The organism is Pseudomonas sp. CP-1, from assembly GCF_021213715.1.
Taxonomy (GTDB): domain Bacteria; phylum Pseudomonadota; class Gammaproteobacteria; order Pseudomonadales; family Pseudomonadaceae; genus Pseudomonas; species Pseudomonas aeruginosa.
The window spans coordinates 68,997-83,304 of the sequence record NZ_JAJQKY010000023.1 but is presented as its reverse complement, the minus strand read 5'-3'; the positions used below and the strand labels follow the sequence as shown (position 1 = coordinate 83,304).

10 protein-coding genes are annotated in these 14,308 nt (G+C 56.4%); 9 read left to right on the top strand and 1 reads right to left on the bottom strand.

Annotation, left to right across the window (positions count from 1 at the left end; genetic code table 11):
* Positions 1 to 6 precede the first annotated feature (6 nt).
* The 7 genes from LT948_RS29050 (at position 7) to LT948_RS29020 (ending at position 6,335) form a co-directional block, all read left to right on the top strand.
* Positions 7 to 642: a 2OG-Fe(II) oxygenase gene (locus LT948_RS29050; protein ID WP_010792547.1), complete on the top strand. Its 636-nt coding sequence runs from the start codon at positions 7 to 9 to the stop codon at positions 640 to 642.
* Positions 639 to 1,400: a hypothetical protein gene (locus LT948_RS29045; protein ID WP_232197144.1), complete on the top strand. Its 762-nt coding sequence runs from the start codon at positions 639 to 641 to the stop codon at positions 1,398 to 1,400. The genes LT948_RS29050 and LT948_RS29045 overlap by 4 nt, the downstream gene beginning before the upstream one ends.
* Before the next feature lie 134 nt (positions 1,401 to 1,534).
* Positions 1,535 to 2,647, top strand: coding sequence for a radical SAM protein (locus LT948_RS29040; RefSeq protein WP_332367342.1), 1,113 nt, complete (start codon positions 1,535 to 1,537; stop codon positions 2,645 to 2,647).
* 2 nt (positions 2,648 to 2,649) lie between these two features.
* Positions 2,650 to 2,967 carry a hypothetical protein gene (locus tag LT948_RS29035; RefSeq protein ID WP_010792544.1) on the top strand — a complete coding sequence of 106 codons (318 nt, stop codon included), beginning with the start codon at positions 2,650 to 2,652 and terminating at the stop codon, positions 2,965 to 2,967.
* The gene (locus LT948_RS29030; protein WP_021018425.1) at positions 2,945 to 4,105 is read left to right on the top strand and encodes a transcriptional regulator; all 1,161 of its coding nucleotides are present in this window, start codon (positions 2,945 to 2,947) and stop codon (positions 4,103 to 4,105) included. The genes LT948_RS29035 and LT948_RS29030 overlap by 23 nt, the downstream gene beginning before the upstream one ends.
* Before the next feature lie 8 nt (positions 4,106 to 4,113).
* Positions 4,114 to 5,130: an ATPase, T2SS/T4P/T4SS family gene (locus LT948_RS29025; RefSeq protein ID WP_010792542.1), complete on the top strand. Its 1,017-nt coding sequence runs from the start codon at positions 4,114 to 4,116 to the stop codon at positions 5,128 to 5,130.
* 623 nt (positions 5,131 to 5,753) lie between these two features.
* Positions 5,754 to 6,335, top strand: coding sequence for a hypothetical protein (locus LT948_RS29020; RefSeq protein ID WP_126152502.1), 582 nt, complete (start codon positions 5,754 to 5,756; stop codon positions 6,333 to 6,335).
* Positions 6,336 to 6,678: 343 nt separating this feature from the next.
* Here LT948_RS29020 and LT948_RS29015 read toward each other — a convergent pair whose 3' ends face one another.
* Entirely contained in the window at positions 6,679 to 7,419 is a 741-nt protein-coding gene (locus LT948_RS29015; RefSeq protein WP_225317821.1) for an EAL domain-containing protein, read from the bottom strand.
* Between the two features lie 165 nt (positions 7,420 to 7,584).
* Here LT948_RS29015 and LT948_RS29010 point away from each other — a divergent pair, with 165 nt between their 5' ends.
* Both LT948_RS29010 and LT948_RS29005 read left to right on the top strand, forming a co-directional pair.
* Positions 7,585 to 10,275 carry a PD-(D/E)XK nuclease family protein gene (locus LT948_RS29010; RefSeq protein WP_232197142.1) on the top strand — a complete coding sequence of 897 codons (2,691 nt, stop codon included), beginning with the start codon at positions 7,585 to 7,587 and terminating at the stop codon, positions 10,273 to 10,275.
* A 682-nt stretch (positions 10,276 to 10,957) separates the two neighbouring features.
* Positions 10,958 to 14,302 carry a UvrD-helicase domain-containing protein gene (locus LT948_RS29005; protein ID WP_071537076.1) on the top strand — a complete coding sequence of 1,115 codons (3,345 nt, stop codon included), beginning with the start codon at positions 10,958 to 10,960 and terminating at the stop codon, positions 14,300 to 14,302.
* The last annotated feature ends 6 nt before the right edge of the window (positions 14,303 to 14,308 follow it).

Here is a 14,308-nt window from a genome sequence, read left to right as displayed (position 1 = left end):
ATTTCCGTGGTACTGAATGACTTGTTCCGCACTGGACACTGTGTAGGCTCGATTCCCAAGGACCAAGCTGATGCGCTGCTTCGCTTGGTCAAGCAGGACACTTTCCTTCCTGACAAACCTGGAAGTCCTGACATTGCAGAGTGGGAGTCCGACGACCCCTCGAAGAATTTGAACGTGCCGCCAGAGTATCTCTCGTTCATGGAGAATCTCGGCAGCAGCCCAGACCTTGAGCACTTCCGGGCACACATGGGGGATTGGAGCAGAGTGAATGTCATGCTGCAGCGTGGACGACGTGGTGACTCTATGGGATGGCATCACGACGCATACGACCCCATGCACTTGATCTGCATGGTCTATCTCAGCGACGAGCTGTGGACCCCCGAGGACGGGGGCCTGCTTCAACTCGGTGAAGGCGATATCGACGACATGGGGTTCATCACCAAGGACATCCATGTTCACTCCTCGGTTTCCCCGAATCACGGGACGCTTGTTTGGTGCATCAACACCAATCCGCGGTGGGTTCACCAGGTCACCGCAATCAACACCGATAAGCCCAGGTACACCCTCATTGGGCAGTTCGGATATCGCGAGAACGTAATGCGGAGCACTGTACGGAAACGCTACGGAGAAGCTCTCCGATGAGCAGAAATCAGCTATCACTCCGCCGTTTCAGATTCCACGATGCCCTGATCACTTCGCCTGTGGAGTTGAGTTGGCGCGGGAGATTGCTGCGAGTAATTGATGCCTGTTTCGATGGCATCTACGGCTCATTGCACCCAGAGGTCCTGGTGGTCGGGAACGATGTTCTGGTCAGCCTAGCCCTGGCATTACATCTGGCCGAATGCGGTTTTGAGGTGCTGATAAGCCCCGATAATCTCGACATCGAATCGTGGCCTAATCCTCACTACTCAGCAAACAACCTGGCCATCTTCAGCACCTGGACTGATGAAATGGCGGAGGTACTCGGATCACGCTTCGGCAAGGGCTTCGAGGTCGCAAGCATTGCATCAGCAATCGGCGCGCTCTGTGAGGGCTGCAAGCAGACGGGTAGAGTCTCAATTATCAAGGACACAGCGCTGCAGAGTGACCGTGGGTTTTGCCGCGGTGCCCCAGGGAAGCATCTACTCTTTCCTTTGAGACCCGAGATCAGGCAGCAGGCCGGTCTTCACCCATTCTGGAAGGTCATCACCGCTCGGTTGCCCTCGATTCAGTTCAATCATCGGGAGCTTGAATTCGTAAGCACTGGGCTAGTGGTCCTTACCTCACACCCATCCCGATTTTTACATCCAGAAGCATCAACTTGTTCAAGAGTTGGGCAGGCTCGAGTCAGCGTTACAGACGTTTCCGAGAAGGGCCGCCACAACGATCTACGGACAGCGCTCGCCCTGAGGATTACCTAATGCAGCCAGGCATTTCATCGTCCGGGGCAACCGGGCGAAACAGCTTTCTATTTCAAATAAACGTGACTCGACGTTGCCAGCTGCGCTGCTCCCACTGCTACATCCTTTCGGACAAAAAGGACAAGAGCCCCGACATGACGGAAGAAGAATTCCTGCATGTTGTGAAGGGGATCGTCGAGCACATGCAAGCCGATCACAACTTCTCCCAGCGCTACAACCACGTGGACATCCATGTGATTGGCGGGGAGCCTTCAATGCTAGGGGTTCGTTTCTACGAATCCGCGCTCCCGAAAGCCAAGGCTCTGCTGCGAGGCATCCCCCAGGCAGTCGACTTTTCTATTGTCACCAATTTGGTGACTCAAGAAGCCCTTGAGGTGGCCCGTCTGTTCGATAAGGTGTCCACCAGCTACGAACGGTCAACGAGATTCAACAAGCGTAAGCAGGAAGAAATCTGGCGGCGCAACGTGGTTACCCTGATGGCGGAATCCAAGATGCCGGGGGTTTCGGGGCCGAAAGATTTCTCTGTCACCACGGCACTTGTACGGCCGGTCGTTCAAGCCGGAGCAGCTGCGATGATCGAGGAGCTGGTCGACCTTGGGTTCACCAAGATGCACTTCGGGTTCTTCATCCCGTCAGGTGACGGCGACCTCAATGCGAAGCTCATCCAACCAAAGCACCGTGAGACCGCTCAGTTCTATATCGAGGCGCTTGACTGGTACCTAAAGCATCGCGAAAACATAACCGACCTCTGGATCAACCCATGTGAGTCCTGGTTGGAGGCTGTCTACCGCGGCGAGAGTTTAGATGACGTGGTTTGCCCGATTGTCCATGGTGCGCTTGATATCGACTCCGATGGGCGGACTATCAGCTGCATCGAGAAAGGCGGTACGAACGATTACACCAGCCATGGGAACATCTTTGAAACGCGCGAGGTGATTCAAGGTGACGGTTCCAAGGCCGTGGAATTCGTCAATACCATTCATGACGTCCTCACCTCGCCGAGCTACCTGAAAGAAGTGGCCAATGCTAGGCGACTTCCCGCTGCCTGCCGGGCTTGCGATGAGAGGATGCTTTGCCAGGCCAACTGCGGCGTTCTTCACGAGCAGTGGAATCAGCAGGACGAGTGCCCGGGCTTCAAGACCTTCATCAAGAGGGTTCGCTTCCTGGTAGAGGAAGAGGGAGTGCGACCGAAGTCCGTATTGCAGGGCGCAAACCAGCTGCCTCAGAACCTCATTGCGGTGGGCTGACCATGACCACTGACAAAGGGCCCAGTTTTCTCTCGATCTTTCCGATTCTCGCAAAGCTGCTGTTCTCGTATGGGAAGCGTTTGCTGAGCGTTGACACACTCGTGAGCCTGGAAAAGAAAACGGGAGCGGGTTCAGGTGAGCGCACTCCTGAGGAGATAGCGCTGGACCAGGCGCTCGAACGTAACCCACATCAGTTGCAGATCAACATGGAACCTGGCCACAAACCGACACCGAGCATTGCACAACTGCTTGAGCAATCTGCCGGTGACCGCCTGGTAGTAAACGAGGAGGCCATCCGTGCTGCCCGTAACGCAAAGTGAGCCATTTGAAGGCCTCACGGACACAATTGAGAACGGGTATTTCGTTTTCACCTTGATGCCGTCGTTGTACTGCCCTTACAACTGCAAGCACTGCTACCTGAGCAAGGAACAGCGCAGCGACAAGACTCTGATGTCGCTCGACGACTTCAGGATGGTTTGCAGGAAGATTCACACCTACTTCGAGGAGCAGCAGCCGCCCCGCAGGACGATCATCGCCTACAACTACGGCGGTGAGCCCACCGCGGCGGGCCCTGAATACTTTCTCGCCTACTCAAGAATCATGGATGAGGAACTGCCGGCATCGGCCGGCTATGAAGTCCGGCATGTGATGCTCACCTCGATGCTTGGTGTAGACCTCGATGTTTGGGCGCCAATCTGGCATGAGCATTGTAATGGCTATGTTCAGACCTCCTACGACGGAGACATGCGCTCCAGCAACTACGTGCGTAAGTGGGAGGCCAAGGTACGTGAAGCAGTAGGCCGCGGCTTGAAAGTGGCCACGATCAGCGTGGTCAACTCTGCTCTGCTGGAACAAGGCGCATCCCGGACACTGGATCTGCTTGCTGAACTTGGAGTCGAGGAGACTGGTTGGTTGCCCTTCATGCTGAACGAGCAGAACGACAGGCCTGGCCAATACGATCGCTTCGCCCCAACCATGACTGCCTTCAACGACTTCATGATCGAGATGCTCAACCACTGGTACAGGGGCAAGGTCCAGGGGCTGAAGATGCCAAGCATTGGTGAGGCTCATTTTGCAGTCAATCGCGCCGCCGGCAGCGACCTTAGCAACATGGCAGGGCAGACCCTGTTTCTACTCCCTGATGGAAAGTTTGTACTGCCCAACTATCGGGATGGGTGGAAGGAGTACATGCACTCCTTCGGCAACATTCTGGAGCCGGAGACAACGTTCCGAGACATCCTCTGCTCTCGGGAGAGGATCTTGTACATGCGGCGACAGAGCACGCGGAACAACAATCCCGAATGCCGGCACTGCGAGTTCCGGAACGCATGTCTGTTGGAGTTCGCCAAACCCAATAAGCCCAACGATGAATGCTTCGGTGCGAAGCGCTTCGTTGCGCACGCTATTGCTCGCAACGGTATCGAGCCGCTGTTGAGCGGTCCCGTCACGCTGTATTAGGAGATTCCATGCTGCTTAAACCCAAGGAGTTCGACGCCGAAGCGTTTGCCAAGGAAGCGACGAACATCACACTCAGCGAGCGCACCATGGAGATGGTCGACAACTTTGGCCAGGTCCACAGCCCGGAGATCCTGCCGATCTGGAAGGATTTCTATGAAAAAATGCTAGCGGAAAAAGGGAAGGGGAATAAGCGCAAATCTGCTGACTTCACGATCCCCTTTAATGGTTACCGTTACCGCTGCAACCTGGCCAACTCAATGGATGGTTGGGTAATCGCGATGCGCCGCCTACTCCAGGGCAAGCTGAATTTCCAAAAGGACCTGAAGCTCGATTACAACGTCGTTAAGTCCCTCATGAAAGGTGCTGGCTTGACGCTATTCGCAGGCGTGATGGGTTCGGGTAAATCCACAACCATGTTCTCAGCGCTGGAGAATATGGACCCTCTCGAAAGAGGGTTGCTCGGTACCTGTGAGGACCCCATCGAGTACATCTTCGAAGGCGGTGGCGTCATTCAGCGAGAGGTCGGAGAGCACGTAGAAAGCTTTGAGCAGGCCATCCGGGACTGTGTCCGGCAGAACAGAAAAACCATCATGGTCAGCGAGATCCGAGATCCTGAAACGGCCAACGCCGCTCTGCTCGCTGCATCGACAGGTCACTCCGTATTCGCGACGATCCACGCTGATAGCGCACCCGATGCGTACACCCGGATGCTGGCACTGGTTGATCCCCGGTATGAAAGACTTGTCCCACAGACACTGCGCGGAATCTTCTGGCAGCACATGCTCCGCTTCTCGGACGGGCAGCGTGCTCCACTTCCCATCTATGAGTCGATCGAGGTAACTGGAGCTGTGCGTCAGATCCTGCAGGGTGGTCCGGAGAAGCTGCCTATGCTGGCGAACGAGATGAAGCGCCAAGGGCGGCGGAACATGGCGGAAACAGCCATGGCGTGGGTAACAGCCAATAAGGTGTCGCGAGAAGAAGTACGCGAATTCACAGATCGTCGTGGAAGGATCAACGAGCTCTGAGTCATAACTACAAGGCAGGGACGCCGAGCTTGTTGGCCTACAAACCACATCAATGACCGTTATCCTGAATCACTTCGGAATTTTCAAGGGCAGCTATGAGTGCTACTACCAAGCCAAGTACACCAAAGAAACGCGGCGCTATGGGAGGTGGTTGGGTCGTGCTGTCAATCTTCACACCAGTGGCAATTCTCATGCTGGTAGCCTCGCAATTCCCATCTATGATCGATCGCAGAATCCAAGTGAAGAAATCTCAGGAGCGATTGGCGCAAGAAGCGATGCCCCCTGCCTTAAGCACAATAGAAGTCGTTTTGTCGGACGGAAATCGGCAACAAAAACGCAGGGAAGACGAAGGAGTTAGAGTTAAATGAACAATCAAAACGAAGCACCTAGCAAAGGAAGGATCAGCTTTTTGAGCTTTGTGATACAGAATATATATTCTCTGCTGTGCTACAGCATGCTATTAGGCGGCTTTGGCGTATTGCTTCGCGCACATATAATGCACAGCGAATGGCTGTACTCCCTAGGGTATATTGGACTACCAGCTGGGGTTGCGTGCTACTTTCTGGCAGTAAGATTTCTCCACCGCAACATACGGCCTTTTGTTTACGTAATGGCAGTGCTACTTGTTTGTGCAAGCATTAGCTTTGTTGCAGGGGCATTTAATGGTAACTAAATCATTGAACACAGCTTCTTCCGGAACCGAATTCATAGTTCAGCTGTTGGAACGCTCGGCAGGTGTAAAGGTTGAAGGGGGCCTGAGGCAGACCTTGATTTCAATACTCCAGGATCTGCCCGAAGGAGCGAATGTGCGCGATCTGCAAAATGCAGTTCTTGGCATCGAGACTGAGCAGGTCAAGCCCTTGCTTGACGCGCTCGATCAGATGGCCAACGCCCCGTTGCGCTCCCAAGATGAGTATTGGCAATTGTTCAAAGCTGGCGAACTAATCCAGCTGGATGCTGGCGAGCCCCGCGTCCTGAATCTTGCATCATCCTTCCACAGCGACGCGGACAGCATTTTGGGGGTATTCGAGGCAGCAAGCGGTACAAAGCTCAGTGATTCCCAACTCCGAGCAGCGAAAACCGCTGGCCTTGAGTTAGCTGCGGGTGGTGAACCTACAGTGCGCTCATTGGTCGAGCGCTGGGCGCTGGTCGAGGGGCTGGAGGATTTCGCTGCAGCAGTCAAAGCAGCAATGATGCCGGCCTGAAGTGGATCAGCACCCAAAAAGCAAAGATTTGATCAAGGCTCAAAACTGAACAGGAGCAACAACATGAGAAAAACTGCATATCACCTGGGAGTATTCGCATTCGGAATGCTTTCCGTAGGACAGATGGTTCCTGTTCTGCTAGGTGATGAGTCTTTAGGTAACTGGCAATTCGCGGGACTCACCTTGACTGTACTCTTGACCATTGCCTGTTCTTACAAAGCCTCCGCTTCCAAAGACGTGGTTGAGAGCTGAAAGTAAGCCAGATCGGCTATCCCCGGTCTGCCTTCCAGGACCGAGAGGGACGGGCTCGGCCGGTTAGGTAAACTCCTAAAGTACGGGATGTTCAACCGAAAAGGTATTCTGGAAGTGCCGGGCGGCCAAAGTAGAAGCCTTGGCAAAATTCGATCTCCAGAGCCCTGGCAATTTCAAGCTCAGCTGCGTCCTCGATCCCCTCGAGCACCACACGTTTCCCTGCCGCCCTGCAGTCACGCACAAGCTTCTCTACCTCACCCCGGACTGCAGGGCTCTCAGCGATGTCTCGTGTGGTCCGACGTGACAGCTTGCAACCGGTCACAGCGCGGTTCATCAAGAGTTGCCTCTTCGCGAATCCATCCCTCATGTCATCCAGCATCACAGGCATCGCCTTGAGGTTGAGACGCTCCAAACCTTTAACGATTTTGCAGGCATCTCCATCAGCGGATTCAGTGATCTCGAACGTCATTCGGGATGTGACTCCGTGTCGGTCAAACTCCGATATTGCGTGCTCAATGAATCGGATATCGCTGACGGAGATCTGCGAGGCGTTCACCCAGAGGTGCACATTCGGAAACGCTCCAGCGATCCGAGCCGCTTGAGAGACCACCCACCTATCAAGGTCGACAATCGAGCCATCAGCCTCCGCGCTTGCAATCAAGCGCGCGGGGGCAGCTAACTGGGTCCCTTCGACCACACGGAGCAAACACTCATAGGCAATGGCTGAGGGATGGCGGCTGCCAAGGTGCATGACTGGTTGGACAACCAGAGCGAGTTCCAGGCCAGGCCCTGCACAAGCTCCTACAGCAATACTTCGGGGACGGCTGATCATCATGGAAGGGGAATCGCTTCGGCTCTTTCCCCAATAGTGGAAATCGACTGCCCCAAATCCGGTGGTCGGGTGTGAAAATCTGCATGCGAAACTGGTTCGCCCGACGGGTGGTGGCACAGCAGACGGACGTTAATCTGGCTCCATCTACTGTGGAGACCAGAACAGATGAAATTCCTGAAAGAGTTGAGCGACCTGAACGAAGGCACCCTGGTGCTGACATCTACCGAGCGGGTTGCCCGCCATCTGAGGCTACAGTCGGCATTGCTGCAGTCCATGTCCGGCAAAAAAGCCTGGTTTAACAAAGGGCGAATTCAAACCGTCACGTCGTGGATCGAAAATGCGTGGCTCGAACTGATGCCGGCAGAGCAACTACTGTATCCGGTACAGGAACTGGCAGTGGTGAAGGGCCTCGCAGATAGCTCCGGCCTGATGCCAGCAACGCTGATTTCCTCTACTGCGACCTCTCGCCGTATTGGTAGCGCGTACTCCGAAGCCCTCAAATACCAGATCCCGATGGATCAAGAACGGTTCCGGTTCAAGCGCGAGCTGGAAGTCTTCTGGCAACTGCAAGAAATGCTTCGTCGGGAGTGTTCCTCCCAGGGCGTAGTCTTCCGAGCTCAGCTCCCAGGCTTGCTGCTGAATGCGGTTCAAGAAGGTCTGGTTGAGCTTCCAAGCAAAATTGTCATTGTCGGTATCCTCGACATGAACCCTGCAGAGAAAGTGCTCTTCCAGGCAATTGCTGCTCGTGGTGTCGAAGTGGAAGAAGTGGACGTCGCCGGTGACCGCTCTACACCTCAGCTGATCCGTGCAACGAACCAGGGTGATGAGTTCACGCTCGTTGCAGAATGGGTGAATAATCACCTCTCACCTTACGTTGACACTCCGCTCGCGGCGCCCCAACTTGCGATCCTGGTACCCGATATTCGGAATTTCCAAGCCCCGCTGATTGAGGCACTTTCGCTGCACTGCAGCCCGGCAACGCTGATTCCAGGCGAGTCCGATGCTGATATGCGGACTCCATGGGATATCTCCAGTGGCGCGACCTTGGGCAGTCGCCCTCTGGTCCGTGCCGCTATGGACCTTCTGTCCATCACTCCTCAAGAGGCGGACTCCGAGGCCTTCAGTCGTGTTCTGCGCTCGCCGTGGATCGGCGGTGAAACTTCTGAAGGCCGCGCGCGTGCATTGCTGGATATCTGGCTGCGCGACAACATGGGCCTTTCCATGGGTGGAGAGGACTTCCTGCGAGCAATCGGCGTATACAAAGGTGATGCAGTCCCTGACTTCAGGGAACGCTTCGCAGGCTATCTTGCTGCCCATCTCAACGGAGCGGCGAAGCGTTATCCGTCGGAATGGGCGGAGCAGTTCAGCCAGGCGCTGGTAGGGATGGGCTGGCCGGGAGGCAAAGAACTCGACTCGGCCAACTTCCAGACAATGAAGGCCTGGGACGAGGCACTGACCCTGTTCCGCACCCTCGACACACAGCTTGGTCGTGTGGAATATCCTCGGGCGTACATGTGGCTGCGGGAAATCATCGATACCCGTCAGTTCCAACCGCGTATCTCGCACGTGGCCCCGGTTTCGATCCTGGGGTATGAGGATGCAATCGGCTTGCACTTCGACGCAGTGTGGGTACTGGGGGCATCGAGTACCGTGTTGCCCGCCCGAGTGGAGCCTTCCCCCTTCCTACCGCTGGAGCTCCAGGTGGCGGCTGGGATTCCAGGCGCCTCCAGTGAGGGCGCCTTGGCTCGGGCAGAGAAGGTGGTCGCAGCACTGCTGAGCACGAGTGCTGATGTAACAGTTTCCTGCCCCGGTCATAACGACAAAGGCGCCTCGGTTTCCTGTAGCGAACTGTTCGGTTCCTGGCCAGCAGCAGCTCCTTCCGTACATTCTCATGGGCTGTTTGTCGACCAACTGTTGGGTATCCTCGATCGCAGCCAAGTGGTCCCTGAAACGGTCGCCCCCGTATCCGCGGATGAGCTCGCCTGGATCAAAGGCGGGGTGAGAATCTTCAAGGACTATGCAGAAGCGCCCTTCCTGTCCTTCGCTCGAAATCGACTGCGCGCCGAAATGTTCCCGGAGCCTGTCATCGGTCTCGACCCACGCATTCAGGGAACCATGGTGCACCTGGTCCTCGAACTGTTCTGGACTGACGTTCGGACCTCGAAAGCGTTGAAGGCCATGAGTCACGGCCAACTGTTTGACAAGATCCGCGACACGGTTTCGAAAGCATCGGAGCAGTTGCTGAACAAACTGGTCTGGCGCTACGGAAAGCGTGTTATCGCGCTTGAGCGACTGCGGCTGGAATCGCTGATAAATGACTGGCTCTATCTGGAGTCGAAGCGCACACACGACTTCGAGGTCCTCGGCTTCGAGGAGCCACATGACATTGCAGTTGGACTGGTCAACATTACCGTCAAGGTCGACCGGCGCGACCGCATTTTTCTGACCGAGGATGAATCTGAGTTCAGGGACGTGGTGATTGACTACAAGTCTGGAGCTTCGATGAGGATGACCAGCCTGAACGCTGACACTCTTACGGAGCCTCAACTGCCCATCTACGCGACCAAGATTGATTTCCAACAGAATGGCGGAAAGCGAATCGACGGTATCGCGCTGGCACAGGTCAACAGCAAGAGCCTGGGGTTCCATACCCGATCCAATTTCACGGGTGAGCTGGCACCAAGGACCGGCAAGCATAGTGGCGTGGATACCGAGGGCGCTTGGGATGGCCAGTGCGAGGCGTGGACGAATGCGTTGGACAAAATGAGTCAGGGTTTCACCGACGGGGAGGCCTGGCTGCAGAATGGCGCACCGCTTCCCATGGGATACGAGTATCTCGGTATCCTCACCCGTTGATCCCGTCCCCTGGCCCATAGGGCCAGGGGAACCTCCTTTGAGAACCAAATCGTGGAACAAACCTCACCACCAGAAATGCTCTGTCAGTTTGCGGAAAGGGCTCTTTCCTTTCTTCGCAACATTGGCCTTTCAGTGGAAGTCGTCCCTGGGGCTGCCGGGTTTATTGATCACGTCAGGATCAAGGATGGCGGCCTCCAGGTAGATCCGCGCTGCCCTGCATCAGGGCTCCTACATGAGGCTGGGCACCTGGCAGTGGTCCCAAAACGCTACCGGCACTGGATGTCTGGGAACCTCTACGCAAGCTTCAACCGAATGCTCAAAGATCCTGAGTTTCTGGCGCAGGAGCCGGACAGCCCTCTCTACCGTGCAGTGATCCAGGCTACTGACCCTGAGGTTACGGCCTGGGCCTGGGCGGCAGGACGATTCCTGGAATTCCCGCCAGAGGTAATAATCCAGGACGACGAGTACGACGGTTCAGGTCGAAACATCAGGATTCTGTTACAGGCCAACTCCTACATAGGCATCAACGGCCTTTCCCATGGTGGCTTCTGTGTACGGCGAAAGACTCCGTATAGAGCGCTACCGCAGTATCCTGAGGTGGCTTTCTGGCTTCAGCCGTAAGGGGTGGTGGCACACAAAGCGGCCGTTAATCTGGTTCCATCAATCGAACGGAGCCGCACTGATGACCGCTTTCCAATCCCTACCTGCCATCCCTCACCTTGAGCCGATCTTTGCAGCCATAGCAGCTGCTAATCCTCATGACGGCCAAGCCCGGGCGGACTCCATTGACCCCCGTCGCTCGCTGGCACTCCTCGCCCCCGCAGGATCAGGAAAAACCACTCAGCTTCTCTTCCGCATGCTGGCCTGCCTCACGGTAGTAGAGCGCCCGGAAGAGATTCTGGCTATTACGTTCACTACCAAGGCCGCCGGCGAGATTCTGGAGCGCGTGACCAGTGCCCTGGCCCTGGCTGCCACAGGAGTGGAACCGGTCCAAGCTCACGAGAAGCCGCTGTATCAGCTCGGCCGCCTGGTTCTCGAACGTGATCGGCTGCTGGGCTGGAACCTGATCTTGAACCCGTCTCGCCTGCGCATCATGACGTTCGATGCCTTCTGCGCCTACCTGGCCGGCAAAACACCGATCATGAGTGGACTGGGTGGCGGTAAAACCGTCGAGGACCCTGCGTTGATCTACCGCAGCGCGATTCTTGACACCCTTGGCAGCGTGAACTCGGATGATATCCCTGAAGAGCTCCGTGACGCGCTGGAAGCAGTGCTCACCTTCGCCCGCAACCGTTTCGAACTGCTGGTGCCGATGTTCTCGGCGCTGCTCTCCAAGCGCGATCAGTGGGCCGGCGAGATCATGACCCTGGACCTCCCAGGCATGGAGCTGGCGATCGCTGAAATGGTTGCCAAGCATGCCGCCGAGGCAATCACGGTACTGGGCGGTTCTCCGTTGACCCAGGCGATGGACATCCTGCAGCACGCTTCCGGCGTATACGATGGCTTCGGGTGGGCAGCCCAGCGTCCCGCTTTGGCCATCAACCAGACCTCCCTGGACTATCTGCGCGGCTTTGCCGGGTTTGCTCTTACAAGCGAAAACACTCTTCGCAAGTCCGTAAACGTGAAGAATGGCTTCCCCGCAGGCGAGCCGCTCACCAAGGACATGAACGCCCTGCTCAAGGGGCTGAAGGACGATCCAAAGGTGGAGCTCTACAGCGAAGCCTTGGTCACGCTCAAGACTCTTCCAGACCTGCAGTACCCTCAGGGCAGCGCCGCGATGTGCCAGCACTTCACAGTGATTCTGCGCTACCTGCTCGCGAACCTAACCCTCACCTTCGATGGCACCGCCACGATCGACTTCCAGGAAGTAGCTCAGCGCGCAATCCAGTCCTTGGGCCTCGGTGACGAAGTCGGCGACGCTCTGTTGGACGAGGACCGTATCAACCACCTGATGGTGGACGAGTTTCAGGATACTTCGCCCTCTCAGTTCGAGCTCCTGCAGCGCCTGGTCGCACACTGGGAAGACGATGACTCGCGATCGGTATTTTTCTGTGGTGATGGTTTCCAATCCATCTACCTGTTCCGAGCAGCAACCGTGGAGCTGTTCATCAACATGGTGATGAGCAAGGTGTTCGGTCCGAAGTCTCTGGAGATTCACCGCCTCACTGTCAATTTCCGCTCTGCGCCGGGTGTGGTGGAGTGGAATAACCGAGCCTACGGAAAAGTGTTCGCCAAGTCGGACTTTCCTTTCGTGCCGTCGATTCCGTTTCGAACCGTGGACGGGGGCGTGCATATTCGGCCCATCACCACTGGCCCCATTGGTGAAGCTCAGGAGGTGGTGAATATCATCAAGGAGGCCCTGGCCAAGAACCCGGAGCAGACCATTGCTATCCTGGTACGTGGGCGGTCTCACCTGAAGCACATCCTGCCAGCCCTGAAGGAAGCGGGAATTCCTACAGCTGGCCAGAATATCGATCCAATTGCCGAATCCGCCCCAGTGTCTGAAGTAATCGCGTTGATCCGCGCCCTCTGGCACGCAGCTGATCGTACCTCGTGGTTGGCAATGCTCCGTTCGGCGTTCGTAGGCCTATCATGGGACGATTGCCGGATCATTGCTCAGGGCGGCAAGGTGATCCGTGGTGCCCTGAATGATGATCAGCTGATTGCCACTCTGAGCCCAGATGGCCAAGTGCGTGTTGAACGCCTGAACAAGGTAATGGAGCGTATCGAACGCTCCGCGCGCGGCACTGAGTTGGTTTGGGCCGCTAAAGCCGCCTGGGTTGCCCTGGGCGGCCCTGCTACCGTTGATTCCGTCGAAATGGCTGATGTGGAGACCGTCTTCCGCGTGCTCGCTCAGCACACGAGCAACGGGGCCCTGCAGGACCCGCAAGCGTTCTTCCGTGCCCTGGATAACCTCTATGCATCACCCAAAGCAGGGGTTGTCCAGGTCATGACAATCCACAACGCCAAGGGCCTCGAATACGATAGCGTCATCCTGCCAGGCCTTAATCGAACCGGTGCAACCGACGACACACCGCTGTTCTACTGGCGCAACCTGGCCGGCACCTTTGCCCTGGCCCCGAATGTTGGTGACCAAGACGAATCCTCTCCAGAGAGCCGGCTTTTCAAGTTCATCGGTCGACAAGTCAAGAAGGACATCTTGGATGAGGTGTCGCGCCTGGCGTACGTGGGTACTACCCGCGCCAAATGCGATTGCTACCTGCTGGCGGCTGTCGACAAATTCGACGAGGACAAGCCGATCCGAGTAGCTTCCGGTTCGCTGCTGAGCTGCCTCTGGCCTGAGCTTGAGGAGGACTTCTACGAGGCTGAACCGGGTGTACCCATTACCGCTGACGTGTCAGTAGAGGTTCCCTCGAAGGCGCGACTGAGCGCATCGTTCACCGTCGAACTACCGCGCGGCATCTTCATCCCTGCGGCGAGTAACGATCAGATCCCGACCGAGAACGAACTGGCAGACGAGTTGAGGGAAGAGGAGGGTAATGACTACCGAGCGAAGACTATCGGGGTTGTTTATCACCGAGTCGTCGAGTTGATTTCCAAAGAAGGGATCGAGGCCTGGAGCATCGAGCGGTTGCAAACCAAGAAACAGGCGATCGCCGCACTTCTGCGTCGTGAAGGTTATCCCGCCGCTGAAGTCCCTGCTGGTGTTGCGCGAATCCACCACCTGGTGGAGCGGACTATCAGCAGCACCCATGGTCGGTGGATTCTCAAAAAGCGGGAGAGTGGTGGCCAAGAAGTCCAGGTCAGCTCCTACCGAAACTCGCGGTGGGTGCATCGATACCTGGACCGTCCCTTCGTTGATGATGGGGTGTACTGGATCATTGACTGGAAAACACCGGACTGCCCGGAAGGAATGCCTGTTGAGCAGTTCCTCAGCCGGGAAGTGAATCGCTATGCGCCCAAAATGCGGGAATACAAGCAGGCGGTCCAGGATGCCGGTGTCACCCTGCCAGTGAAGCTGGCGCTCTTCCTGCCGGCAGTAGACCGCCTGGTTGAGGTGGCCTGAGACCTG

What these genes read in the sequence shown, in the direction of transcription:
- LT948_RS29045 (WP_232197144.1), top strand. Translation starts at nt 639, where the DNA reads ATGAGCAGAAATCAGCTATCACTCCGCCGTTTCAGATTCCACGATGCC.
- LT948_RS29040 (WP_332367342.1), top strand. Translation starts at nt 1,535, where the DNA reads ATGACGGAAGAAGAATTCCTGCATGTTGTGAAGGGGATCGTCGAGCAC.
- LT948_RS29035 (WP_010792544.1), top strand. Translation starts at nt 2,650, where the DNA reads ATGACCACTGACAAAGGGCCCAGTTTTCTCTCGATCTTTCCGATTCTC.
- LT948_RS29025 (WP_010792542.1), top strand. Translation starts at nt 4,114, where the DNA reads ATGCTGCTTAAACCCAAGGAGTTCGACGCCGAAGCGTTTGCCAAGGAA.
- LT948_RS29015 (WP_225317821.1), bottom strand. Translation starts at nt 7,419, where the DNA reads ATGATCAGCCGTCCCCGAAGTATTGCTGTAGGAGCTTGTGCAGGGCCT.
- LT948_RS29010 (WP_232197142.1), top strand. Translation starts at nt 7,585, where the DNA reads ATGAAATTCCTGAAAGAGTTGAGCGACCTGAACGAAGGCACCCTGGTG.
- LT948_RS29005 (WP_071537076.1), top strand. Translation starts at nt 10,958, where the DNA reads ATGACCGCTTTCCAATCCCTACCTGCCATCCCTCACCTTGAGCCGATC.